Below are 22,897 nucleotides of genomic sequence, written 5' to 3' on the forward strand. Positions count from 1 at the left end.
CCTTTCCGCGGGAAAGGGCTCTGACCCCGTCAACAAACATGGAGCGCCATCCACGCATGGCGTGGATCTTATCTCTTGCCGATCTGGCACCTTGGGGGCCGAGAGCCCGGCGTGGGCGACCGTGTGGATCCAGGTCTTGCGACCGAGAAGTAGCTTGGGTCCCCACGCCGGATTCTCCCTGAACCGCCCGAACAGTTGGTTGAGTTGGCGCTCGAACTGATAAGACTGGGCAAGCGGGGAGAGCTCTCGACCCTGTCAGCCTAGCGGAGTTCTGCCATGTTTGGGATCGGGATTGATGTGAGCAAAGCCACGCTGGATGTGGCCGTCCATGGAGAGCAGTTTCGCCAATTCAGCAACGACAAGCGCGGCTTTGTACGCTTAATTCGGTGGCTGAAGACGTGGCCGATCAAGCAGGTCGTTCTTGAGGCAAGCGGGGGCTACGAGCGTGCTGCTCTGGATGTATTGCACGCCGCCGGCCTGCCGATGGTGCGAATCAATCCGGCACGTGCACGGCGATTTGCCCAAGGCACAGGCCGTGCCGCAAAGACCGATCGGCTCGATGCGACAGTGCTGGCGCAGATGGCCCATTTGTTACCGCTGACCCGCTACGTACCGCCTGCCCCTTGGCAGCAGCGTCTGGCTGAATTTGCGCAATGCCGCAGGCATCTGGTGCAGATGCGGGTCAGTGAGATGCAGCGCTTGCGGCGATTGGTCGATCCGGATCTGATTGCGATGAAGCAACGCTATATAGCTCAGCTATCTGACGACCTGAAGCAACTGGACAAAGCTATTGCCGAGCAGCTTGAGGGACAGCCTGGCTGGAAGAACATCGGCGCGCTCAAAGGCGTCGGCCCCATCCTGATCAGCACACTGGCCAGCGAGTTGCCCGAACTGGGCAGCTTGGGAAGCAAAGCCATAGCGTCGCTGGTGGGGCTGGCCCCGATGAACCGCGAAAGTGGCACCTGGCAGGGCCAACGGCGGATCAGTGGTGGGCGCGCGGTGGTACGCGAAGCCCTTTACATGGCGGCCCTGACGGCCATCCGGTACGAGCCAAGACTGCGCACGTTTTACGCTGGCCTGAAGGCCAAAGGCAAAGCGAGCAAGGTGGCGCTCGTGGCGGTCATGCGCAAAATGCTGGTGATCCTAAACGCCCGTAAGCGGGACGCCGAGGTGGCCCTCGGCTGCCCCTGACAAGACAGTTGCTACTTCCGGCAGAAGTCCTCCTTCCTCGCGGTGTCGGCAATCTGCGCGGTACTCCAATGCCGGGTGATCCAGATCGTCAGTGCGGTACTGCCGAGATGCCAGCGCAGCATGCCGCGCTGGGGTTGCCGCCACAGGTGGCGCCGGGCAATCCAGAAGGCCTCCCGCTCCACTTCAGGCACCTTGTTCTTCATCCCGTCCTTGTCGAAGAACTGGGCGGTGAAGCGCCAGGGGTTCATCGGCTGGTATCCCGCCCGTGGCTCACCGCTGCACGCAGCCACGCCACTGGGCGCGCGGTCGGCCGGCTTCGGCCGACCGTCCACCAATGCCAGCCCGAGCAGATACAGCAGGCCAGGCAGCAGCGCGATGCTGGCGACCAGCACGACGACGGAGATCCATGCGTTGCCGGCGGCACGCATCGCTCAGTGCGCCTTCGGTTTCGGGTACCACAGTGCGTTGACGATGACCCAGCGCTGGTCGAAACGCCCCATGTGGAAGTAGTCGACGAACCACGGGGTTTCCAGCCGCACCGAGGCCGCGTTGCCGGTCACGTCCAGCACCGTGCAGCGGCGATCCCATTGATCCTTCGGGGTCTTCAGCGCGCCCTGTTTCGTCAACGAGACCAGCTCTTCCTTCGACATCCGGCGCAGGCCCAGGCGCTCGTCGGGTGTATCGCCGAGCACAGCGCGCTTGGCCAGGTCCGGATGCAGGGAACGGGCGACGCGCTGCGGGTCGGCCTCCAGCTGGCCATCGACGTAGTCGTGGCAGGTGGCTTCGATGGCCGCGATCGTGGCGGCGTCGGCGGCAGGGCTCGTTGCTGCGGAAAGCGCGAACAGCAGGGCAATCGTGGACATCCGGGTCTCCGGCTCTGGGCGCGGGGCGATCATCGCATGGGCCGAATGGCCCATCCACGCATGACGTGGATCTACTGTAGAGCCGAGCCCATGCTCGGCTCCCGCATCGGGCAGACGGAACAACAGCCGAGCGTGGGCTCGGCTCTACAGAAGCGCAGGATCCGTTGCCTGCAGCCAGGCCAGCTTGCGTTCGCGGGGCTGCTGCTTGAGTTGCCACTCGGCCCGCGAGGCGGCGGCCCGGTCCGGGTATTCGCGCACGGCCAGCACGCGCAGCGGCGGCCGGGCCCGGGTGTAGCGCGCGCCCTTGCCGGCCTGGTGGGCGGCGAAACGCGCCTCCACATCGGTGCTGATGCCGGCGTAATAGCTGCCATCGCGGCATTCGAGCAGGTACAGGAACCACGGGCGGACGGACGGGGCCATGCCTGGATTATGCCGTGCTGCACTGCAGCGGATATACTGGCGCCCGAATGCAGGAGAGAGGCGCCGCGCTGGCGCCCGCCGAAGGCGCAGGCTCCCATGATCGCTCAGGCCGGTGGGCTGGAATCCCACCAACCATGCATTCGACTCGCCGAGCTGGAGAGAGGTCACCGGGCATGCCCGGGACGATCCGCCGAAGGGGCACGCGGCCCATGCCGCTGAACTCTCAGGCAAAAGGACAGCGGGAGCGGCACCGGTCATCGTCATCCCGTCATTGCGCAGGCAGTGGCGGTGGTCGCGCATGGCCGGCCCCACCGCGCCCGGAGCCTGCCCCATGCTGCTGTCCATCATCTACCTGATCGCCATTTCCGCCGAAGCCATGACCGGCGCACTGTCCGCCGGCCGCCGCCGCATGGACCTGTTCGGCGTGGTCATGATCGCCTGCGTCACGGCCCTCGGGGGTGGTTCACTGCGCGACATCCTGCTCGGCCACTACCCGCTGGGCTGGGTGAAGCACCCCGAGTACCTGGGCTTCACCGTGTGCGCGGCGCTGATCGCCACCTGGGTGGCGCGCTGGATGCACCACTTCCGCCGCACCTTCCTGGTGCTCGATGGCCTGGGCCTGATCGCCTTCACCCTGATCGGCTGCTCGATCGCGCGCGAAGCCGGCCATGCAATGCCGATCGTGCTGATCGCCGGCATGCTGACCGGCGCGTTCGGCGGGGTGCTGCGCGACATCCTCTGCAACGAGGTGCCACTCATCTTCCAGAAGGAGCTGTACGCGATCATCGCGCTGCTGACCGGCGCGGCCTATCTGTTGCTGCTGCACTGGGGCGTGGCCGATGCCACCGCAATCCTGTGCTGCCTTGGCGGCGGCTTCGCATTGCGCCTGCTGGCGATCCACTACCGCTGGGAAATGCCGAAGTTCGTCTACCACGACGAAGTGCATTGAGCCTCTTCGTAAAGTCGAGCCATGCTCGACTGCTCTTTGCAGGAAACCAACGCGCTTCGCGCGCAGGTCGGGCATGGCTCGACGCTACAGGAAGCGGTATCACCACCCCGGCGATGTACCTGGCGCTGTCGCTCATGCGCAGCGCCAGGCGCATCGCCGGTGCAGATGGGCCGGCCTCCAACTCCGACCGGCCCTGATCGCGGCCGCACCCCCGCAGGCGCTGGCCGCCATCCACACACGTGCCGCACTCAGGCGGCTTCGATCAGGCTGCTTCGGACACCTTCACGTCGCGACGGGCGCGCACGGCCGCAGCCAGACGCTCCAGCACCGTCACGGTGGTGTCCCAGTCGATGCAGCCATCGGTGATGCTCTGCCCGTAGACCAGCGGCTGGCCTTCCACCAGTTCCTGGCGGCCACCGACCAGATGGCTCTCGATCATCACGCCAACGATGCGCTGTTCGCCGTCTTCCAGCTGAACAGCGATGTCCTCGATCACCTTCGGCTGGTTCTCGGGGTTTTTCAGGCTGTTGGCGTGGCTGGCGTCGATCATCAGGCGCGTCGGCAGCTTGGCCTTGGCCAGCACCTGGCAGGCGTCGGCGACGCTGCCGGCGTCGTAGTTCGGCTGCTTGCCGCCACGCAGGATCACATGGCAATCCGGATTGCCGGTGGTCGACACGATGGCGGTGCCGCCCTGCTTGGTGACCGACAGGAAGTGATGCGGATTGGACGCCGCACCCACCGCGTCAGCGGCGATCTTCACGTTGCCATCGGTGCCGTTCTTGAAGCCGACCGGGCACGACAGCCCCGAGGCAAGCTCACGATGCACCTGGCTTTCGGTGGTACGCGCGCCGATCGCGCCCCACGCCACCAGGTCGGCGATGTACTGCGGCGAGATCACATCGAGGAATTCGACACCGGCCGGCAGGCCGAGCTTGTTGATGTCGCGCAGCAGGCCGCGGGCAATGCGCAGGCCCTTGTCGATCCGGAAGCTGCCGTCCAGGTCCGGGTCGTTGATCAGGCCCTTCCAGCCCACCGTGGTGCGCGGCTTCTCGAAGTACACACGCATGACGATTTCCAGTTCGCCGGCCAGCGCGTCGCGCAGCGGCTTCAGGCGCTGGGCGTATTCGATGGCGGCCTTCGGGTCGTGGATCGAGCACGGGCCCACCACCACTGCCAGGCGGTCGTCACGGCCGTGCAGGATCTGGTGCAGGGCCGCGCGCGAGGCGCTGACGGTGTCGGAGGCTTCATCGTCACAGGGCAGCATCGCCAGCAGCTGGGCAGGCGGTGTCAGCGGTTCGATGGTGCGGATGCGCAGGTCGTCGGTGTGCGGGGGCATTGCAGGAGATCTCCGGAACGTTGGGGTCCCCAGCGTGGCGGCATGAAAAAAGCCGCCAGGTTCGCTGGCGGCTTTCGGGAATGCGTCTGAAGCTTTCTTCAGGGTGAGCGCAGTCCTTCCTCCGCCAGTGGCTTCGGAAAGTAATACCAGTAAAAGCGGGTGGCGGCTGCGTTCATCGGGTGTATTGATAGCACAGCTTTTGCGCAGTGCAAAATGTTTCATCCGCAACCGCGGGTGCGGTTCAGCGAGGCGCGCGCCGGCGCTGCCCACGCGGCAGCAGCCACGCAAAGCCGCTCATTTGCCATGCACTTCCACGTCCAGCAACAGGCCTTCGTGGATGTCGGCCCAGCGCTCCAGCACGCGGTCCAGCTCCTGCCTGGCCTCGTCCAGCTGCTCGGGATTGAGCAGGGAACGGGTGGTGTAGAGGTCGGAGACCAACCGCCGCAGGGCCGCCTCCGGGATGGCCACCGACGGCCCTTCCCGCCCCGGCAACTGCAATGCCGGGCTGTCGCCAAGCGGGCCGAACAGCGTGACCTGGAGCGTGCTCTGCATGATCAACTTCCCTGCGGATGGACATGGGCAATGTCCTGTTTACCGCGTCCGGGTGACAGACGCATGTGCCATGCGCGTCCGGAGACGCTGCTACAAGGCGGCCAGGTCGGCAAGGTGCTGCCCCATCCCATCGTCTGCGCCGACGGCGTTGATGGTGGCGAAGTACTGATGCCAACCGGTGGCGGCAATGCCGGCCACCAGCGCATCGGCGTCCGCGCGGCTTGCACAGCGCCAGACCGCATAGAACTGCTCATCGCTGCCGTGCTGTACGCCCCTGGCAATGCGGCCCATCGCCAGCAGCGTGATGCGGACTGGATCGAACTGCTGCATGCCTGCACCGATACGGGCGAAGAAGGCATTCCGCTGCTCGGGCTGGAGCGTGGTCCAGGCGGGGGTGGCGGTGTAGAGCTCGATGAAGGTGTGCGACATGCTGCTTCTTCCTTGAAGGTTTGGGGGGTTGCCGGCCAGCGGCCGGCACTACCGGAGCGAGCGCATGGCGCGTTTGCGGATGTAGGCATTGGCATCACCAGGGTGCTGCTGTTGCCAGCGCGCGCACAGCGCACGCAGCCACTGCGGCTGTGTCTTGCCGGCATCATTGAGCCAGTTGCCGACCGAGTCCTGCACATAGCGCTCCGGGTCGTCGGCGAGTGCTTCCAGCATCGCCTCTGCAAGTTCCGGCTGCCGCTTGAACAGCGCGACATGTGTGGCCCACACGCCGCGCGGGCGCAGCGCTTCGCAGGCGAAGCGGCGCAGGTACGGCGATCCTTCATGCGTCCATGGTTGCAGGTACTCCAGCGCCTGCAGTGGTGCGGCAACAATGTCGGCACGCAGCGCCAGCCACGCCCATTCGCGCACGCCGAAGTGCGGGTCGTCAGCCAGTGGCCGCATCGCCTGCAGCTTGGCCGGCAGCGTCGCGTCGGCTTCGCCGCCGATCAGGTAGCAGGCCCAGCCACGCACCGTGTCTGACGCATGCGCCTGCCAGCGCGCAGGCTCCCCCTGTCCGGCTTCGTGCAGCAACCGCGCCGCCAGCGCCATGCGCTGGGTGATGCCCTTGCCTGAGGCGTCGCGCATGCATTGCAGCGATTCCGGCTCAAGGGCAGGCGCCACCACCTGCAGCAGCGCGGTGAAATCCACGGCCAGGCATTCGGCCAGATGGGTTGCAGCAGCGCTGCCACTGTTGAGTGCATGCAGCCTTTGCGCAGGAACGGGCGTGCTCATGCTGCCGATTCCCGCCCACCGTCCGTGTGCTGCCAGACCTTGTGCAGCAGCTGCGACAGCTGCTGCTGTTCACCCGCATCCAGGCCGTCGAACAGGCCGCTGATCCATTGCGTGTGCTGCTCGAACAACGACTCGGCCAAGCGCTTTCCCGGTGCGGTCAATACGATCTGCAGACGGCGGCCATCCCCGTCATCGCTGCGACGCTGCAGCAGGCCTTCACGCTGCAGGCCATCGAGCAGGCCGCTGATGGTGGCACGGGTCACGCCGGCACGCTCGGCCAGCAGGTGCGGCGGCAGCGTGCCACCGGCCCCGTGCAGCAGGAACAGCACGATGAAGCGGCCCTCGCTGAGCCCATGCGGTGCCAGCCGCGCGGCGCAGTCGCGATCGATCGACGAGGACAACGAGAGCAGCTGGAAGCACAGGCGCAGTTGCGCGATGTTGGCGTGGCCGCGTCGCTGCGATTCCTCCAGCAGGGCCTGATGCTTGGCTTCGATCATCTCACGAACACAATATGGTTAGGCGACTAATCATATCACCGGATAGCCGCCATCTGTAAACCACAGCCGATATCAGGGGAGCTTTCCCAGCAGCAGGCGCGCGATCAGCCCGCCGCCCTCGCGGTGCAGCAGCTGCAGTTCGCCTGAGTGACGCCTGGCCACGTTGGCGGCCATGGCCAGTCCCAGCCCGGTCCCACCGGTAGCGCGACTGCGCGAGCTTTCGCTGCGCTGGAACGGTTGCAGCAGGCGGACACGATCAGCTTCGGCGATACCCGGCCCGCGATCCATCACATCCAGCTGCACCCCATGTCCCCACACGGCGACATGCAGCTCCACGGCGCCCGCGTAACGCTCGGCGTTGTCGATGAGATTGTCGACCGCGCGCCGGAGCAGCAGCGCATCGCCATGCCACGGCAGCGTATCCGGGCACTGAAGCGAAATGTCGACCCCGCGCAGCAGCGCCCCTTGCAGGCATTCCTGCAGCAGGGCAGCCAGATCCAGCGAGCGCATCTGCAAGGGCTGCAGCTCGCCGCGTGCATAGTCCAGCACCTGCTCGATCATCGCGTCCATGCGTTCGATGTCCGCCACCATCCGGGCGGCCTGTGGTGCGGGAGCGAACTCGGCGCGCAGGCGCAGGCCGGTCAGGGGCGTGCGCAGGTCATGCGCCACTGCCGCCAGCATATGGGTCATGTCCTGTGCCTGGACCCGCAGGCGTTCGCGACCGGTGCTGATCGCGGCGGCCAGCATCTGCACTTCGCGTGGGCCATCGTCGGGCAATGGCGACTCGGCCTGCAGGTCGACGCGTGCGCTCGCTTCGGCCAGGCGCCGCAGCGGGCGCCCCAACCGGATCGACGCCCACGCCGCCAACGGCGCCAGCAGGATCGCACCGCCCAACAGGGCGAGCATCACCTGGCGGCGCCAGGCCGCCAGGTCACTATGGTCGCTGCCGACCACCCGCCAGCGGCCGTCGGCCTGGCGCATCCCCAGTTCAAACGGCGGCCACTGCATCGCGGTCAGCAGCGCGGCCTGTGATTTCAGCACGCCAGCACGACCGGAGGCGTCCAGTACCGCGCCACCCTCGATGACCTGCACATCGGGCGCCCTGCCCTGCCCCGTCCATGCCAGGCGTACATCCTCGGCCGGCATGCCCATCTGCGCGGCCGCCAGCTGCGCGAGCCAGTCGCTGGCGCTACCTTGGGGGGGCGCGTCCTGCGTCGCCCTGCGCAATCCCAGTGACGCCGGCGCCTGTTCCCCACGCAGTACCTGCATCGCATGGTCCAGCCGCATCGGTGGCGGCGCGGGCCGGGGCATCCAACCCACCACGGCAACGCTGACCAGGGTTGCCAGCAGCAGGCTGGCCAGCGCCAGCATCGCGATCCAGCGTGTGGTCGACCACCGGCTGCTCACAGCACCTGTACCTCGGCGTCGAAGCGATACCCTTCCCCGCGCAGTGTCTGCACGAGGGCTTCTGCCCCGGACGCGGCCTGCCCGAGCTTGCGGCGCAGGCGGCTGATCGCGAGGTCGATGGCACGGTCCACGCTGTCACTGGCTTCTCCGCGACTCAACTGCAGCAGCTGCTCACGCCCCAGCACCCGCCCGGGACGTTCGGCCAGCGCCAGCAACAGGGAAAACTCACCACGACTCAGCACCAGCTCGGCACCGTCCGGTGCGAACAGGCGACGCTGGTCGGGCAGCAATCGCCAGCCATCAAACCGCAGCTCGCTGGCCACCTGCGTGCGCAGCTTGTCCTGACGGCGCAGCAGTGCGCGTACCCGCGCCAGCAGTTCACGCGGATCAAAGGGTTTGGCCAGGTAGTCGTCCGCGCCCATCTCCAGGCCGATCACGCGGTCCGGTGCAGCCCCCATCGCCGACAGCATCAGGATCGGGATCGCCCTCGCCTGCAGCCTGCGGCAGACCGACAGCCCATCCTCACCGGGCATCATCCAGTCGAGGATGATCAGGTCCGGTCGTTCGGCCTGCAGCAGCACGTCCAGTGCCGCCGCATCCGCCGCCAGGCGTACCTGGTAGCCGTGCAGCAGCAGGTGGTCGGCGATGGCGTCGCGGATGCTGGCATCGTCGTCGACGACGATGACACGGATGGGAGTACTCATTCGGACAGTATCCAGCACCTGTGTATCAGGACGGTATCAACGCCGATATTCCGGCGATACGCCGCCGTGCGCCAATGGTCACCCACGATCACTGCGGAGTCTTCCCTTGCGCCTCTTCCTGTTGCCCCTGTTCGCCGCTCCCTTGCCTGCGCTCGCCTCCAACGCCGCCGCGCACATCCTGCCGATGTGGATGCAGGGCGGTCATCCGGCGGTGGCCGTCTCGCTGGACGGGCGCGCCGAACCGCTGCGCTTCGTGGTCGACAGTGCCGCGGGGGCAACGCTGGTCGATGCCCGCGTCGTGCGGCGCTATGGCCTGGAGGATGCGGATGCAGAGGTATCACAGGCGCAAGGGGCGAGTGCAGCTTCGGCGCGGTTGCAGCGCATGCGCAGCACGTCCTGGCAGCTGGGCAGCTGGCAGCTGCAGGCCCAAGCCATGAACGTGGATCTGTCATCGTTGCCGAAGGATGATGATCCAGCCATCGACGGCTTGATCGGCAACGATCTGACCGGGCGCTGGGACACCCGTTGGGACTTCGGCCGCAATCAACTGGCGCTGTGGACACCCGGCGGATTGAACCTGGAAGGACCGGGTTGCCAGCCCAATGCGCTGCCCGGCCGCACTGGCGGCCTGCGCCAGTTCGGCTTCATCACGCTTGCACTGGGCGCGCCCGCGGTGGACGCCATCGCCGTGGTCGACACCGGTGCCGCACAGACCGTCCTCAACGCCGAAGCCGCCCGCGCACTGGGGCTGCGCACCGACGGCAGCGACGCGCGGGTGCGGGTGCGTGAAAAGGGCACCGAAGGCCTGGGCGGCGGCAAGCAGGCAACCTGGCTGTACACCCTGCCCGGCATGACCGGCGGCGGCTGGCAGCACCCGTCGATGGAGGTCCGCATCAGCGAACTGCCGGTGTTCAAGGCGATCGGCCTGGAGGGCCGGCCGGCGCTGATCCTCGGTGCCGATGCAATGCGCGGCGGCCAGGTGGACATCGGTGCCGGCGCAGCACGGATCTGCCTGCGCCGGCCGCAGGCCGGCTGACAACTGGCGATGACGCCAGCGGCAGCCCGGCGTAGCATCACCGTGCGCCCCACCAGGAGTTCCACGCATGTGCCGTGCCACCCTGATGTTGCTGACGCTGCTCCCGCTGGCGGTACTGGCCGCGCCGCCACCCGTGCCCTCGCCCACTCGCATCGATGCCGAAGCACAGCGGCTGATGCAGGCGGCCCATGCGCGCGGGATGGCGCTGGCGGTGATCGATGACGGCAAGGTGGTGCATGTGGCCGCCTACGGTGAACGCAACGCCGCAGGCGAGCCGCTGCGCACCGACACCGTGATGTATGCCGCATCGCTCACCAAGATGGCCTTCGGCCACCTGGTCGCACAGCTGGCGCAGGACGGGGTGATCGATCTGGATGCCAGCATCGCCACAGCTCTGGACGTGCCGCTGCCAGACTACCCGCCCGAACCGAAAAAGTACGCCGACTACAGCGTGCTGGCGAGTGATGCACGCTGGCGCCGGCTCACGCCGCGAAAGCTGCTGAATCACGCCAGCGGCTTTGCCAACTTCGGCTTTCTCGAACCGGATGGCCGGTTGAAGTTCCACTTCGAGCCCGGCAGCCGCTACGGCTATTCCGGCGAGGGCCTGATCCTGCTGCAGTTCGTGATCGAACGTGGGCGAATGGGCGAGGATGTGGGTGCGTTGATGCAGCAGCGCGTGTTCGATCGCTTCGGCATGACGCGCACCAGCATGTCGTGGCGCGCGGATTTCGCCGGCAACCTGGCCGATGGCTGGACCGTCGAAGGCAATACAGAGCCGCACGATCAACGCAGCCGTGTGCGGGCGGCAGGATCGATGGATACCACCATCACCGACATGGCCCACTTCGCCGCCGGTTATGTGCGCGGCGATGGGCTGTCTGCGGCAATGCGCAGGGAACTGGTGCGGCCGCAGCTGCCGATCACCACCGCCAGCCAGTTCCCAACGCTGCAGCCGGAGCTGCCCGTTGCGCACCAGCACCGGGATCTGGCCGCGGGCCTGGGCGTGGTGACCTTCCGTGGCCCCCAGGGTGCAGGCTTCTACAAGGGCGGCCACGACGATGCGGTCGGCAACACTCTGGTGTGCATCGAGCGGCACAAACGCTGCGTGGTGATCCTGGGCAACGATGTACGGGCCGAGGCCACCTTCCCGGCACTGGTGGCGTTCGTGCTGGGTGATACCGGCGTGCCATGGCAGTGGGAGTACGGCGCGGCGAAGGCCTTCGTCGAATGAAGGCGCGATGATCCCTGGGCGGGGAGTGCGGAGGGATGGGAGCAACCATGCATGGCGTGTGGATCCACCTCACGCGTGGATACCTGCTCCGCTCAGCGCGCCTGCTCGAAGAACATCAGGTACACCAGCCGGCCATTCTCCGGGCGGTCGCCGAACGCTGGCCCGGCGGTATGCCAGAACCAGGGCCGCAGCAGCACCAGCCGGTTGAAACGCATCGGGATGCGCATGGTCATTTCCCACTGGCTGTCGTCGTTGCTGTCGCGCTCGATGATGTCACGATGCATGTCGCCGCCGTTGGCATAGCCCAATGCGGCCAGCTCCGCTGCATCCAGGGCCATGCGCTCGGTGCCGGTACGGCGGTGGCGGAAGAACTCGGTGCCGCCCTCGCAGTGCTCCGGTGCACTCAGGTAGAGGATGCCCGACCAGTGCGAGTGATCGGCGTGCACCTTGGCGCGGCCGGTGTCACCGGCCAGGGTAAGGCGGAACTTGCCGTGCGACTGCAGTGGGTTGACCGGCCGCAGCGGTTCGTTGACCAGCCGCGAGACCGCGCCGGACAGCCCGTCCAGTTCCAGCCGCTGCTGCGAATTGCGGCCGGGGAATGCGCCCTCCTGCACCGGATAGGTCAGGCCCAGCGCCGCCTGGCGCAGCCCCTGCGCATCGGCAGGAGAAAGGAAGTCGTCGACGACGATGAACGAGGTAGGCATGGCCACCGAGCGTAGCGATGCGCTGCTGCGGCGGCAACCGGGCAACGAAAAACCCCGCCTTGCGGCGGGGTTCTTCCTTGCATCGGGAGGGCGTGCCGACCAGGGTCGGCAACGACCGCCGGGGACGTGGACTTAGAAGTCCATGCCGCCCATGCCACCCATGCCGCCCATGCCACCGGCGCCACCCATGGCCGGCTCGTCCTTCTTCGGAGCTTCGGCAACCATGGCTTCGGTGGTGATCATCAGGCCAGCGATCGAAGCGGCGTTCTGCAGCGCCGAACGGGTCACCTTGGTCGGGTCCAGGATGCCGAACTGCAGCATGTCGCCGAACTCGCCGGTGGCGGCGTTGTAACCGAAGCTGCCGGTGCCTTCCTTGACCTTGTTGATGATGACCGACGGCTCGTCGCCGGCGTTGGCCACGATCTCGCGCAGCGGGGCTTCCATCGCACGCAGGGCGATCTGGATGCCGTGGTTCTGGTCTTCGTTGGCGCCCTTCAGGCCGGCCAGCGCGGTGATCGCGCGGACCAGGGCAACGCCGCCGCCCGGAACCACGCCTTCTTCAACGGCCGCACGGGTGGCGTGCAGGGCGTCGTCGACGCGATCCTTCTTTTCCTTCATTTCGATTTCGGTCGAGGCGCCGACCTTGATCACGGCAACACCGCCGGCCAGCTTGGCCACGCGTTCCTGCAGCTTCTCGCGGTCGTAATCCGAGGAGGTGTCCTGGATCTGGGTCTTGATCTGCGCCACGCGTGCATCAACGTTGGCCTTGTCGCCGACGCCGTCGATGATGGTGGTGTTCTCCTTGGAGACCTGCACCTTCTTGGCGCGGCCCAGGTCCTTGATGGTGGCCTTCTCCAGCGACAGGCCGACTTCTTCGGAGATCACGGTGCCGCCGGTCAGCACGGCCATGTCTTCCAGCATCGCCTTGCGACGGTCGCCGAAGCCCGGGGCCTTGACGGCCACGACCTTGACGATGCCACGGATGGTGTTGACCACCAGGGTGGCCAGCGCTTCGCCTTCAACTTCCTCGGCCACGATCAGCAGCGGCTTGCCGGCCTTGGCGACGCCTTCCAGCACCGGCAGCAGGTCACGGACGTTGGAGATCTTCTTGTCGTGCAGCAGGATGAACGGGTCATCCAGGTCAGCGGTCTGCGACTGCTGGTTGTTGATGAAGTACGGCGACAGGTAGCCGCGGTCGAACTGCATGCCCTTGACCACGTCCAGCTCGTTGTCCAGGCCCGAGCCTTCTTCAACGGTGATGACGCCTTCCTTGCCGACTTCCTTCATCGCGTCAGCGATGATCTGGCCGATCGATTCGTCCGAGTTGGCCGAGATGGTACCGACCTGGGCGATCGCCTTGTCGTCGGCGGTCGGCTTGGAGATGTTCTTCAGCTCGGCGACGGCGGCCGAGACGGCCTTGTCGATACCGCGCTTGAGGTCCATCGGGTTCATGCCGGCGGCAACGGCCTTGGCGCCTTCGCGGATCAGGGCCTGGGCCAGCACGGTGGCGGTGGTGGTGCCGTCGCCGGCATCGTCGTTGGTGCGCGAAGCAACTTCCTTCACCATCTGCGCGCCCATGTTCTCGAACTTGTCAGCCAGTTCGATCTCCTTGGCGACGGAGACGCCGTCCTTGGTGATGGTCGGCGCGCCGAAGCTCTTTTCCAGCACGACGTTGCGGCCCTTCGGGCCCAGGGTGGCCTTGACGGCATTGGCGAGAACGTTGACGCCGCGCACCATGCGCGAACGGGCGTCTTCACCGAAACGAATATCCTTGGCAGCCATTGCATTTACCTCATTGGTAGCGCCGGACGATGCCCGGCGGCTGGGAGTTTGGGATCAGGTTGAAACAGGTCGCGCCGGGGCTCAGCCGATGACGGCGAGCACGTCGTCTTCGCGCAGGACCTTGTATTCGACGCCTTCGCTCTTGTACGAGCTGCCGGCGTACTGGCCGTAGATGACCTTGTCGCCGACCTTCAGCGACGGCGCGCGCACGTTGCCGTTGTCCAGCGGCTTGCCCGGGCCGACGGCCACGACCTCACCCTTGGTGGACTTTTCCTTGGCCGAGTCGGGGATGACGATGCCACCGGCGGAGATTTCGTCGGCTTCGATCGGCTTGACCACAACGCGGTCGTGCAGCGGCTTGATGCTCATAGGAGACCTCTTAAGTGATTGATTGGTCTAAAAAAGTCCGGCGATGTTAGCACTCACCCCAGGCGAGTGCCAGAACCGCACGTGAAGAAACCCGACAACGTCGGGAGCAGGGCAGAGATGGAGCCCCGCCGCCCCCTTTCAAGGGCGGAATGAAAAAATTTTTCCGCCCGCGCGCCTCGGCCAAGGCGTCGGTCCTCGACAATTTCGGTGACAAGCGTCGCACTGTCAGATATCTGACGTTCATTTACGACAAAGTGTCACTGGATCGGCCTTAGGCTCGGTCAGGCATTCCCAATCACAAGGAGTAGTCGATGCGATTGCTGTCCCCGCTTGCCGCCGCCTGCCTGCTGGCACTGGCCGCCGCGCCGGCCCAGGCCGAGGTTTTCATCAACGAACTGCACTACGACGACAGCACCGCCGCCGGTGACGTCGGCGAAGCCATCGAGGTGGTCGCCACCGCGGGCGAGGACCTGTCCGGCTACCGCCTCTACCTCTACAACGGCAGCAATCCTTCGGCGGCCGCGGTCTACGTCAACAACCCGGTCCCGGCCGGCACCGCCGCCGGCTGCGGCAGCGCGACCATCGCCGTGGTCAACTACCCGACCAACGGCATCCAGAACGGCCCCAACGACGGCATCGCCCTGGTCGATGCCAGCGGCAAGGTGGTCCAGTTCCTCAGCTACGAGGGCGCCATCACCGCCTCCGGTGGCCCTGCCGCCGGCATGACCAGCCAGAACATCCCGGTGGCCGAGACCAACAGCACGGCCCCGGGCACCTCGCTGCAGCTGACCGGCAGCGGCAGCCAGTACACCCACTTCACCTGGGCCGAGTCGGCCAGGCAGACCTTCGGCAGCTGCAACAACGGCCAGACGTTCAGTGGCGGCGGCACGCCGGGCCCGAACACACCGCCGTCGGTCTCCACCACCACCCCGGCGCAGGGCAGCAGCACCTTCCCGGCCGCCGCCGACCTGGAAGTGGTGTTCAGCGAGACGGTGAACCTGGCCAGTGGCGCCTTCGCCCTGAGCTGCGGCACCTCCGGCAGCGTGCCGTTGACCTTCCCGGCCAGCGGCCGCAGCGTGAAGCTGTCCACCAACACTGCGCTGGTGGCCGGTGAGGCCTGCCGCTTCGACATCCGCGCCGCGCGCATCACCGACCTGCAGGGCGCGCACCCGGCCGCCGACAGCCGCATCGCCTTCACCGTGGCCAGCACCGGCGGCAATCCGGACCCGGGCAACCCGGGCGTGCCGGCCGGCTACTACTCCAAGGTCAACACCAGCAGCCCCAGCCAGCTGCGCTGCTCGCTGCATGCCACCATCAAGGGTCACACCGCCTACCCTTACAGCGGCTCGGGCACCAGTACCTGGACCATTCTGGAAATCGCCGACGAGGATCCGAACAATTCCGGCAGGATCCTCGATGCATATCGCAACCACAGCTACGCCAAGGTGACCGATCGCGCCGGCAGTGGCAGTGGCCTGAAGTACAACCGCGAGCACACCTGGCCGAACTCGCTGGGCTTTGCCACCACCACCGGTGACAAGGGCCTGCCGTACGCGCCGTATACCGACACCCACATGCTGTACCTGACCGACGCGCAGTGGAACGCCGACCGTGGCAACAAGCCGTTCGGCAAGTGCGACGCCAACTGCGGCGAGCGCGCCACCGAGGCCAACAACGGCCAGGGCGGCGGCAGCGGCGGCTATCCGGGCAACTCCAACTGGGTGCGCACGCCGGACGGCAACACCGGCACCTTCGAGGTGTGGGGCAAGCGCAAGGGCGACATGGCGCGTGCGGTGATGTACATGGCGATCCGTTACGAGGGCGGCAAGGATGCGGCCACCGGCCAGTCCGAGCCGGACCTGGAGCTGACCGACGACCGCAGCAAAATCGTCAAGACCAGCAGTTCGCCGGCCTACATGGGCCTGCTGTCCACGCTGATCGACTGGCACCTGTCCGATCCGCCGGATGATGCCGAGCGTGCGCGCAATGACGTGATCTACAGCTTCCAGGGCAACCGCAACCCGTTCATCGACCACCCCGAGTGGGCAACCCCGGCCCTGTTCACCTCGGCCAAGCCGGCCACCTGCCAGCTGGCCAACTGACCGCGCAACGCAGCGGTCCACGGCCGCCGCCGGGCCCTGACCCGGCGGCGGCCCTATACTCGGCGGTCATGTCGACCGTCGATCCCGTCCTGCTGCTGTTGACCACCTGCCCGGACCGGGCCAGTGCCGAGCGCATCGCGCACGCGCTGGTCGGCGAGCGCCTGGCGGCATGCGTGACCCGCCTCGATGGCGCGCAGTCGACCTACCGCTGGCAGGGCGAGGTGACCACCGACGCCGAACTGCAGCTGCTGGTGAAAACCACCGCGAGCCGCGTCGATGACGCAATTGCCCGGATCGTCGCACTGCATCCGTATGAACTCCCGGAGTGCATCGCGGTCGAAACCCGGGCCGGCCTGCCGGCGTATCTGGACTGGATCCGGGCACAGACCCGGGAGGACACTGATTGAAGACTCTGTTTGCGCGCGGCGCCACCTTGTGCGCCCTGTTGTGGCTCTCGCTGCCGGCCTTCGCGCTGGATGAGAAGGACCTGCTGCCGGTGGACCAGGCGTTCGCGCTGACCGCCATTGCCCCCGAACGGGGCCAGGTGCAACTGCAGTTCAAGATCGCACCGGGCTATTACCTTTATCGCCACCGCACCAGCGTCAAGGCCGACCCGGCCTTCAATGCCGGCGCGCTGCAGATGCCCAAGGGCGACAAGCACCACGACGATTTCTTCGGCGAAGTCGAGACCTATCGCGAGCGCCTGCAGGCCACCCTGCCCGGCACGCCGTCCGAGGCGGCCGGCACCATCAGCCTGGAAGTGCGTTACCAGGGCTGCGCCGATGCCGGTGTCTGCTACCCGCCGCAGAAGCGCGTGGTGCAGGTCACCCTGCCGGGCGCCGGTGCGGCGGCGGCGGTGCCTGCCGCGCGTGCCGGTGCGGCCAGCCCGTTCAACAACCCGCTGGCCGGTGCCGGCAACAGCGGTGGCCTGCGCCTGCCGGGCGCGGCCAACAACAGCCAGGCCCTGCCGCTGCCGTCGGAACAGGCGTTCGGCTTCGATGCCATCGCCAGTGACGGCAACACCCTGCTGCTGCGCTTCAGCCCAGCGCCCGGCTATTACCTGTATCGCGACCGCACCTCGCTGAAGCTGGAAGGCAGCGCCGGCGTGCTGGCCGGCAAGCCGCGCTGGCCAGCCGCGCAATCGCATCGCGACGAGCACTTCGGCGATGTCTCGGTCTACTTCAACCAGGTGGAAGTGCCGCTGCCGCTGCGCCGCACTGTCACTGATGCCGTCGACAGCACCCTGGTGGTGACCTTCCAGGGCTGCCAGACCGACGGCATCTGCTACCCGCCGATGACCCGCCGGGTGAAGCTGTCGATTCCCGCTGGCAAGCTGTCCGCCAGCATTGACCAGGCGCCAGCGCGCAACGAGGTGATCAGCCCGCTGCCCGCCGCCGGCGTGCCACGTGAATCCGCCAACGGCGCACCGTTGCGCCTGCTGCCGACCGTCCCCAACGACGGCATTGCCACTCCCGCCGCCAGCGGCAGTGAGGGCGCGCGCAATGAGTTCGCCGCCGACGCGCGCGATGGCAACGCACTGCGCACGCGCCCACCGGCGACAACCCCGAACCCGGACCGTTCGTTCGTCTGGGTGCTGCTGCTGGCGCTGGCCGGTGGCCTGGTGCTGAACCTGATGCCCTGCGTGCTGCCGATCCTGTCGCTGAAGGTGCTGAGCCTGGCGCAGAGTGGCGAAAGCCCTGAGCGGGCACGCAGCCATGCCCTCTGGTACACGCTGGGCGTGCTGGTCGCGTTCGCGGTGATCGGCGCGCTGATGGTGGGCCTGCGCGCGATCGGCAACGCCGTCGGCATCGGCTTCCAGCTGCAGCACCCGGGCGTGGTGGCGGCGCTGGCCTACATCATGTTCGCGGTGGGCCTGAGCCTGTCCGGCGTGTTCACCCTGGGCGGCGGCATCGGCAACCTCGGCCAGTCGCTGGCCAGCCGCAGCGGCCCGGCCGGCGATTTCTTCACCGGTGCGCTGGCCTGCCTGGTCGGCAGCGCCTGCGTCGGCCCGTTCATGGGCGGGGCGATCGCCTATGCCTTCATTGCCCCGCCGCTGAAGGCGATGACCGTATTCCTGTTCCTCGGCCTGGGCCTGGCGCTGCCGTTCCTGCTGATCGGCTTCGTGCCGGCGCTGGCACGCCGCCTGCCCAAGCCCGGCCCGTGGATGGAAACGCTCAAGCACGTGCTGGCCTTCCCGATGTATGCCACCGCGCTGTGGCTGCTGTGGGTGCTGGGCAAACAGCGCGGCGTGGACGGCATGGCACTGGTGCTGGGTGGCCTGCTGCTGTTCGCCTTCGGCCTGTGGCTGTTCGAGCGCAATCGCTGGACCGGCTCGCGTGCGGTGACCCTGCTCGGCGTGCTGCTGGCGATCGGCGCGCTGGTTCCTGCCTGGGGCGTGACCCAGCTGGCAGCGCCGGCACGCGCCGCACAGGCCGCCAGCGACAACGTGGTGGAGTATTCGCCGCAGTTGCTGGACCGCCTGCGTGCGGACAACCGCGTGGTGTTCGTCAACATGACTGCCGACTGGTGCGTGAGCTGCAAGGCCAATGAACGTGCCGTGCTGTCGCGGCCGGAGTTCAAGGAACTGCTCAAGCGCACCAACGCGGTGTACATGCGCGGTGACTACACCAACGTCGACCCGCAGATCACCACGTTCCTTGAAGAGCACAAGGCCGTGGGCGTGCCGCTGTACGTGGTGTACGGCCCGGGTGCGCCGCCGACCGTGCTGCCGACCCTGTTGACCCAGGCGGTGGTCGAGGAAGCGCTGCTGCGCACCGCACGATGAAGTGGCAACGGCCAGCGCTGCTGTGGACAGCGGTGCTGGCCGCCGGCCTCGGCCTGTGGGCCGGGCATCGATTGGCACCGGGACCGGTGGCGCTTGAGGCCGTGCCGGCGGCACCTGCTGTGGCGGCTGCGGCACCTGCCCTGCAGGTCGGCGACAGCCTGCCCGCGCTGTCGCTGCCCGATCTTGAAGGCCGGCCGCTGGACCTGCGCCAGCACGCTGGCGGTCGCCCGCTGTTGATCAATGTCTGGGCCAGCTGGTGCGCGCCCTGCGTGGAAGAAATGCCCGAACTGGCGCGTTTCGCACATATCCAGGGCGAGCACGGTGTGCAGGTGCTGGGACTGGCGCTGGATACGCCGGAAGACGTGCGCGGTTTCCTGCAGCGGGTACCGGTGGATTATCCGATCGTGATCGAAACCCCGGGGCCGCTTGATGCCAGCGTGCAGCTGGGCAATACGCAGGGCCTGCTGCCCTACAGCGTGCTGTTCGATGCACAAGGGCGGCGGGTGAAGGCAAAGCTGGGACCGTTCGCCCACGGCGAGATCGACAGCTGGGTGAAGTGAGGGTGTTTTTGCAGGGCTTGCAGCCCTGCACCCTGCTCAATGCAACGGCAACAGCCAAAGCGGGCTTTCCGTGGGATGGCGGGGCGCTGTGGCTGTGCAGGACACGCCGTAAACCCGTCCGTGGGAGCTCGATGGCGCCATCCATGGCGCCAACGGTCCTGCACAGCCACACCGCCCCACCTTCGACAGATTCCGGCGGCTGTTGGTAGGTGTCGACCTTGGTCGACACATCTATCGATATTCAGAACGGAATCAGACCCCGTGCCGACCAACGGTCGGCACCCACCAAAGCAGAACGTCGTTCCGACAGATCGCAGGAAACTGTCGAAGGCGGGGTGGGTCCGGTTGAGGGGGTGTCCGCGGCATGGATGCCGCGGCCAAGGCTACAGGGACGTACTTGCGCCGTCCCCCGCAACCGGACCCGCCCCGCTTCCTCACAGGAAACCCGCTGTTGCTTCGGCTGTTGCTTCTGAGGTTGCCGGCCAGCGGCCGGCACTACCGCGGGTGCCGGGCGCAGCCCGGCCGGCAACCCCTGCTTGACCGCAGGCAGGGCGCCACGGAGAATTCCGCGACTAATTCTCATTTGCTGTTGCGCAGGATGCGGGCGGCAGCCTCCCGGGCCCCTCTCCTTCGATGTTCAAGAACGTCCTGTTCCAACTGCATTGGCTGCTGGGCATTACCGCCGGTGCCGTCCTGGCCCTGATGGGCCTCAGCGGCGCCATGCTGTCCTTCGAGGACGAGCTGCTGCGCGCGGCCAATCCTGGCTTCGCTGAAATCGCCGAGCACCATGCGGACGGCCAGCATCCCCTTGCACTCAGCGAACTGGTGCCGTTGCTGCAGGCTGGCAGCGAGCGGCCCCTGCAACGCCTGCGCGTGGATGCCACCGGACAGCGGCCGTCGGTCGCGCGCTTTGCCGGCGGCAAGGAACACTGGGTGTACTTCGATCCGTACAGCGGCGAGCGCTTCAGCGCCCTGCGCGGGCAGGCATTCTTCGACGTCGTCGAGGACCTGCATCGCCACCTCGCTGCTGGTGAGCGCGGCAAGTGGATCACCGGCAGCTGTGCAATCGCGCTGCTGTTCTTCACCCTGTCCGGTCTCTACCTGCGCTGGCCACGACGCTGGTGGCACTGGCGCAGCTGGCTGGCGGTGGAGTGGACGCGCAGCGGCCGAGGCTTCCTGTGGAGCCTGCACTCGGTGGTCGGCACCTGGGTGCTGCTGATCTACCTGATGAGTGCGCTGACCGGCCTGTGGTGGTCGTTCGACTGGTACCGCAACGCGGCCAACACGCTGCTCGGTGTGGCGCCGGCGGCAAAGCACACGGTTGCCGCCGACGCGGCACTGGACGTCCATCGCATCGAGGCCACGCTGTACGCGCTACCCGGCGTGCGCACCGGCTTCATCGACCTGCGCCTGCCGGAGAAGCCGGGGCAGGCGCTGAACGTGCGGGTGATGGCCGGTGATCCGTCGCAGCGCGGCGGCCACCACGACCGTGCGCATGACCTGCTGCAGCTCGATCCGGCCAGCGGCGCGGTTCTCGATGCCCGCCCGTACGCACGCCAGGGCGCGGGCGGACAGCTGGCCACCAGCGTGTTCGCGCTGCATTCGGGCAGCTACTTCGGTGTGCCCGGGCGCGTGGTGGTGATGCTCAGCAGCCTGGGCATGAGCCTGTTCTTCATCACCGGCTGGATGCTGTACCTGGACCGCCGCCGCAGCCAGCGTGCAGCGCGAGGGCTGCGCCGCGCGCTGCCGGCCACGACCACCGATGGCCGTGGTCCGCCGTGGCTGGTGGTGCATGCCAGCCAGAGCGGACTGGGCGAACAACTGGCGTGGCGTGCGGCCGCGCAGCTGCAGGCGTCCGGTCATGCGGTGCAGGTGCGGTCGCTGGCCCGCGTCGATGCCGCGACGCTGCAGGCCACCTCCCAGGCGCTGCTCGTGCTGAGCACGTTCGGCGACGGCGAGCCACCGGATGCCACGCGCCGCGCGGCGCGGCTGCTGCTCGCACAACGCCTGGACCTGTCGCGCCTGCAGTTCGGCCTGCTCGCGCTGGGCGACCGCCAGTACCCGCATTACTGCGGCTTCGGCCGCCAGTTCGATGGCTGGCTGATCGGCAACGGCGCGCGCCCGCTGTTCGAGCGCATCGATGTCGATGCCGCTTCGGTGCCGGCATTGCGCCAATGGCAGCAGCAGCTGGGTACGCTCACCGGCATCGTCACCGATGACAGCGTGCTGCCTGCGGCTACGCAGATGCATGAGTGGCGCCTGCTCGGCCGCGACCACCTCAACCCGGGCAGCGTCGGCGGAGCCATCTGGCGTATCCGTCTTGCCGCACCGGCGGACGTGCAGTGGCAGGCGGGTGACATCCTGCACATCGCACCCCGCCACAACGCGCGGCATGCCGGTGCCGTGCTGAAGGGACACGGTCTGGATCCGCTGCAGCCCCTGCTGGTCGATGGCCATCCGCGCACGCTGCTGGCACTGGCCAGTGAACGCGAGCTGCCCGAGGCCGATGCCGCGCTGGCGGTGCAGGATGCCTGCCTGTGGCTGGCCGGGCTGCCGCTGCTGCCCAGCCGCGAGTATTCGATCGCCTCCTGCACGGATGACGGCGTGGTGGAGCTGGTGGTGCGGCTGGTGCATGACGCCTCCGGTCGCGCCGGGTTGGGCTCGGGCTGGCTGTCGTTGCATGCACCGATCGGTGCCGGCATCGTCGCCCGCGTGCATCGCAACCCCGGTTTCCATCGCGTCAGCGGCGCGCCGATGGTGCTGATCGGCAACGGCACCGGCATCGCCGGGCTGCGCAGCCTGTTGCGCGAAGCTGCCCACGCAGGCGAGCGCGGGCACTGGCTGCTGTTCGGTGAACGCCAGCGCGCACACGACTTCCTGTTCGCCGACGAGATCGAAGCCTGGCAGGCCAATGGCCATCTCACGCGGGTGGACCTGGCGTTCTCGCGCGATGGCGAGGGTGGTTACGTGCAGGATCGCCTGCGTGCGGCCGTCGATGCGCTGCGCGACTGGATGCAGCGCGGTGCGGTGATCCATGTCTGTGGGTCGTTGCAGGGCATGGCCGAAGGCGTGGACCAGGTGCTGCGTACTGCGCTGGGTGATGAAGCGGTGGAAACGCTGCTGGAAAACGGGCGCTACCGCCGCGATGTGTATTGATTCCTGCCGCCGAACGCTGGTGTGAGCCGAGCATG

Annotated in this window: 22 protein-coding genes and 2 riboswitches; of the genes, 9 read left to right on the top strand and 13 right to left on the bottom strand. The window is 67.3% G+C overall.

Annotated features, from left to right (window positions below; genetic code table 11):
- Nucleotides 1-276: 276 nt before the first annotated feature.
- A complete protein-coding gene (locus VG566_RS15160; RefSeq protein ID WP_032957125.1) occupies nucleotides 277-1,191 on the top strand; it encodes an IS110-like element ISStma6 family transposase in 915 nt (304 codons plus the stop codon).
- 11 nt (nucleotides 1,192-1,202) lie between these two features.
- Here the strand turns inward: VG566_RS15160 and VG566_RS15165 are convergent, their stop codons facing one another.
- The 3 genes from VG566_RS15165 to VG566_RS15175 form a co-directional block, all read right to left on the bottom strand.
- Nucleotides 1,203-1,619: a hypothetical protein gene (locus VG566_RS15165; RefSeq protein WP_241884799.1), complete on the bottom strand. Its 417-nt coding sequence runs from the start codon at nucleotides 1,617-1,619 to the stop codon at nucleotides 1,203-1,205.
- Nucleotides 1,620-1,622: 3 nt separating this feature from the next.
- Nucleotides 1,623-2,054 carry a nuclear transport factor 2 family protein gene (locus VG566_RS15170; protein ID WP_049439281.1) on the bottom strand — a complete coding sequence of 144 codons (432 nt, stop codon included), beginning with the start codon at nucleotides 2,052-2,054 and terminating at the stop codon, nucleotides 1,623-1,625.
- Between the two features lie 144 nt (nucleotides 2,055-2,198).
- Entirely contained in the window at nucleotides 2,199-2,474 is a 276-nt protein-coding gene (locus tag VG566_RS15175) for a GIY-YIG nuclease family protein (RefSeq protein ID WP_032958252.1), read from the bottom strand.
- Nucleotides 2,475-2,514: 40 nt separating this feature from the next.
- A riboswitch (glycine riboswitch) is annotated at nucleotides 2,515-2,604 on the top strand.
- A gap of 13 nt (nucleotides 2,605-2,617) precedes the next feature.
- A riboswitch (glycine riboswitch) is annotated at nucleotides 2,618-2,723 on the top strand.
- 82 nt (nucleotides 2,724-2,805) lie between these two features.
- Between VG566_RS15175 and VG566_RS15180 the strand changes: the two genes are divergently transcribed.
- Nucleotides 2,806-3,423 carry a trimeric intracellular cation channel family protein gene (locus VG566_RS15180; protein WP_005411215.1) on the top strand — a complete coding sequence of 206 codons (618 nt, stop codon included), beginning with the start codon at nucleotides 2,806-2,808 and terminating at the stop codon, nucleotides 3,421-3,423.
- A gap of 262 nt (nucleotides 3,424-3,685) precedes the next feature.
- Here VG566_RS15180 and VG566_RS15185 read toward each other — a convergent pair whose 3' ends face one another.
- From VG566_RS15185 to VG566_RS15215, 7 genes are all read right to left on the bottom strand, one after another.
- Nucleotides 3,686-4,759, bottom strand: coding sequence for a 3-deoxy-7-phosphoheptulonate synthase (locus tag VG566_RS15185; protein WP_014038657.1), 1,074 nt, complete (start codon nucleotides 4,757-4,759; stop codon nucleotides 3,686-3,688).
- Between the two features lie 294 nt (nucleotides 4,760-5,053).
- Entirely contained in the window at nucleotides 5,054-5,311 is a 258-nt protein-coding gene (locus VG566_RS15190) for a hypothetical protein (protein WP_014648585.1), read from the bottom strand.
- Nucleotides 5,312-5,401: 90 nt separating this feature from the next.
- Entirely contained in the window at nucleotides 5,402-5,740 is a 339-nt protein-coding gene (locus tag VG566_RS15195; RefSeq protein ID WP_046432768.1) for a DUF6616 family protein, read from the bottom strand.
- A 48-nt stretch (nucleotides 5,741-5,788) separates the two neighbouring features.
- Nucleotides 5,789-6,529, bottom strand: coding sequence for a DNA alkylation repair protein (locus VG566_RS15200; RefSeq protein WP_241884800.1), 741 nt, complete (start codon nucleotides 6,527-6,529; stop codon nucleotides 5,789-5,791).
- Nucleotides 6,526-7,026: a MarR family winged helix-turn-helix transcriptional regulator gene (locus VG566_RS15205; RefSeq protein ID WP_032958244.1), complete on the bottom strand. Its 501-nt coding sequence runs from the start codon at nucleotides 7,024-7,026 to the stop codon at nucleotides 6,526-6,528. Before VG566_RS15205 ends, VG566_RS15200 begins: the two co-directional genes overlap by 4 nt.
- A gap of 72 nt (nucleotides 7,027-7,098) precedes the next feature.
- A complete protein-coding gene (locus VG566_RS15210; RefSeq protein ID WP_241884812.1) occupies nucleotides 7,099-8,397 on the bottom strand; it encodes an ATP-binding protein in 1,299 nt (432 codons plus the stop codon).
- Nucleotides 8,398-8,429: 32 nt separating this feature from the next.
- Complete coding sequence (locus tag VG566_RS15215; RefSeq protein WP_014648590.1) at nucleotides 8,430-9,137, bottom strand: response regulator transcription factor; 708 nt, start codon at nucleotides 9,135-9,137, stop codon at nucleotides 8,430-8,432.
- 106 nt (nucleotides 9,138-9,243) lie between these two features.
- Here VG566_RS15215 and VG566_RS15220 point away from each other — a divergent pair, with 106 nt between their 5' ends.
- A complete protein-coding gene (locus VG566_RS15220; RefSeq protein WP_046432775.1) occupies nucleotides 9,244-10,173 on the top strand; it encodes a retropepsin-like aspartic protease in 930 nt (309 codons plus the stop codon).
- Between the two features lie 67 nt (nucleotides 10,174-10,240).
- Nucleotides 10,241-11,404, top strand: coding sequence for a serine hydrolase domain-containing protein (locus VG566_RS15225; protein ID WP_241884801.1), 1,164 nt, complete (start codon nucleotides 10,241-10,243; stop codon nucleotides 11,402-11,404).
- Between the two features lie 92 nt (nucleotides 11,405-11,496).
- On the opposite strand, the gene VG566_RS15230 is transcribed toward VG566_RS15225, so the two are convergent.
- From VG566_RS15230 to VG566_RS15240, 3 genes are all read right to left on the bottom strand, one after another.
- A complete protein-coding gene (locus tag VG566_RS15230) occupies nucleotides 11,497-12,108 on the bottom strand; it encodes a DUF6445 family protein (protein ID WP_032958237.1) in 612 nt (203 codons plus the stop codon).
- A 132-nt stretch (nucleotides 12,109-12,240) separates the two neighbouring features.
- On the bottom strand, nucleotides 12,241-13,890 hold the full coding sequence (gene groL / locus VG566_RS15235) for a chaperonin GroEL (RefSeq protein ID WP_005411226.1): 1,650 nt from the start codon (nucleotides 13,888-13,890) through the stop codon (nucleotides 12,241-12,243).
- A gap of 81 nt (nucleotides 13,891-13,971) precedes the next feature.
- Nucleotides 13,972-14,259, bottom strand: coding sequence for a co-chaperone GroES (locus VG566_RS15240; protein WP_005411227.1), 288 nt, complete (start codon nucleotides 14,257-14,259; stop codon nucleotides 13,972-13,974).
- Nucleotides 14,260-14,570: 311 nt separating this feature from the next.
- Here VG566_RS15240 and VG566_RS15245 point away from each other — a divergent pair, with 311 nt between their 5' ends.
- The 5 genes from VG566_RS15245 to VG566_RS15265 all read left to right on the top strand — a co-directional run bounded on the left by VG566_RS15245 (nucleotide 14,571) and on the right by VG566_RS15265 (nucleotide 22,862).
- A complete protein-coding gene (locus VG566_RS15245) occupies nucleotides 14,571-16,361 on the top strand; it encodes an endonuclease (protein ID WP_241884802.1) in 1,791 nt (596 codons plus the stop codon).
- 68 nt (nucleotides 16,362-16,429) lie between these two features.
- The gene (cutA, locus tag VG566_RS15250) at nucleotides 16,430-16,768 is read left to right on the top strand and encodes a divalent-cation tolerance protein CutA (RefSeq protein ID WP_014648595.1); all 339 of its coding nucleotides are present in this window, start codon (nucleotides 16,430-16,432) and stop codon (nucleotides 16,766-16,768) included.
- Nucleotides 16,765-19,146, top strand: coding sequence for a protein-disulfide reductase DsbD domain-containing protein (locus tag VG566_RS15255; RefSeq protein WP_241884803.1), 2,382 nt, complete (start codon nucleotides 16,765-16,767; stop codon nucleotides 19,144-19,146). The genes cutA and VG566_RS15255 overlap by 4 nt, the downstream gene beginning before the upstream one ends.
- Nucleotides 19,143-19,706: a TlpA family protein disulfide reductase gene (locus VG566_RS15260; protein WP_111205589.1), complete on the top strand. Its 564-nt coding sequence runs from the start codon at nucleotides 19,143-19,145 to the stop codon at nucleotides 19,704-19,706. The genes VG566_RS15255 and VG566_RS15260 overlap by 4 nt, the downstream gene beginning before the upstream one ends.
- A 633-nt stretch (nucleotides 19,707-20,339) precedes the next feature.
- A complete protein-coding gene (locus tag VG566_RS15265) occupies nucleotides 20,340-22,862 on the top strand; it encodes a PepSY domain-containing protein (protein ID WP_014648598.1) in 2,523 nt (840 codons plus the stop codon).
- The last annotated feature ends 35 nt before the right edge of the window (nucleotides 22,863-22,897 follow it).

The organism is Stenotrophomonas sp. CASM114 (assembly GCF_049384325.1).
Taxonomy (GTDB): Bacteria; Pseudomonadota; Gammaproteobacteria; order Xanthomonadales; family Xanthomonadaceae; genus Stenotrophomonas; species Stenotrophomonas muris.

What these genes read in the sequence shown, in the direction of transcription:
- VG566_RS15245 (WP_241884802.1), top strand. Translation starts at nt 14,571, where the DNA reads ATGCGATTGCTGTCCCCGCTTGCCGCCGCCTGCCTGCTGGCACTGGCC.
- groL (WP_005411226.1), bottom strand. Translation starts at nt 13,890, where the DNA reads ATGGCTGCCAAGGATATTCGTTTCGGTGAAGACGCCCGTTCGCGCATG.
- VG566_RS15265 (WP_014648598.1), top strand. Translation starts at nt 20,340, where the DNA reads ATGTTCAAGAACGTCCTGTTCCAACTGCATTGGCTGCTGGGCATTACC.
- VG566_RS15200 (WP_241884800.1), bottom strand. Translation starts at nt 6,529, where the DNA reads ATGAGCACGCCCGTTCCTGCGCAAAGGCTGCATGCACTCAACAGTGGC.
- VG566_RS15195 (WP_046432768.1), bottom strand. Translation starts at nt 5,740, where the DNA reads ATGTCGCACACCTTCATCGAGCTCTACACCGCCACCCCCGCCTGGACC.
- VG566_RS15190 (WP_014648585.1), bottom strand. Translation starts at nt 5,311, where the DNA reads ATGCAGAGCACGCTCCAGGTCACGCTGTTCGGCCCGCTTGGCGACAGC.
- VG566_RS15230 (WP_032958237.1), bottom strand. Translation starts at nt 12,108, where the DNA reads ATGCCTACCTCGTTCATCGTCGTCGACGACTTCCTTTCTCCTGCCGAT.
- cutA (WP_014648595.1), top strand. Translation starts at nt 16,430, where the DNA reads ATGTCGACCGTCGATCCCGTCCTGCTGCTGTTGACCACCTGCCCGGAC.
- VG566_RS15260 (WP_111205589.1), top strand. Translation starts at nt 19,143, where the DNA reads ATGAAGTGGCAACGGCCAGCGCTGCTGTGGACAGCGGTGCTGGCCGCC.
- VG566_RS15175 (WP_032958252.1), bottom strand. Translation starts at nt 2,474, where the DNA reads ATGGCCCCGTCCGTCCGCCCGTGGTTCCTGTACCTGCTCGAATGCCGC.
- VG566_RS15160 (WP_032957125.1), top strand. Translation starts at nt 277, where the DNA reads ATGTTTGGGATCGGGATTGATGTGAGCAAAGCCACGCTGGATGTGGCC.
- VG566_RS15165 (WP_241884799.1), bottom strand. Translation starts at nt 1,619, where the DNA reads ATGCGTGCCGCCGGCAACGCATGGATCTCCGTCGTCGTGCTGGTCGCC.
- VG566_RS15225 (WP_241884801.1), top strand. Translation starts at nt 10,241, where the DNA reads ATGTGCCGTGCCACCCTGATGTTGCTGACGCTGCTCCCGCTGGCGGTA.
- VG566_RS15240 (WP_005411227.1), bottom strand. Translation starts at nt 14,259, where the DNA reads ATGAGCATCAAGCCGCTGCACGACCGCGTTGTGGTCAAGCCGATCGAA.
- VG566_RS15170 (WP_049439281.1), bottom strand. Translation starts at nt 2,054, where the DNA reads ATGTCCACGATTGCCCTGCTGTTCGCGCTTTCCGCAGCAACGAGCCCT.
- VG566_RS15185 (WP_014038657.1), bottom strand. Translation starts at nt 4,759, where the DNA reads ATGCCCCCGCACACCGACGACCTGCGCATCCGCACCATCGAACCGCTG.
- VG566_RS15210 (WP_241884812.1), bottom strand. Translation starts at nt 8,397, where the DNA reads ATGCTGGCGCTGGCCAGCCTGCTGCTGGCAACCCTGGTCAGCGTTGCC.
- VG566_RS15205 (WP_032958244.1), bottom strand. Translation starts at nt 7,026, where the DNA reads ATGATCGAAGCCAAGCATCAGGCCCTGCTGGAGGAATCGCAGCGACGC.
- VG566_RS15180 (WP_005411215.1), top strand. Translation starts at nt 2,806, where the DNA reads ATGCTGCTGTCCATCATCTACCTGATCGCCATTTCCGCCGAAGCCATG.
- VG566_RS15215 (WP_014648590.1), bottom strand. Translation starts at nt 9,137, where the DNA reads ATGAGTACTCCCATCCGTGTCATCGTCGTCGACGACGATGCCAGCATC.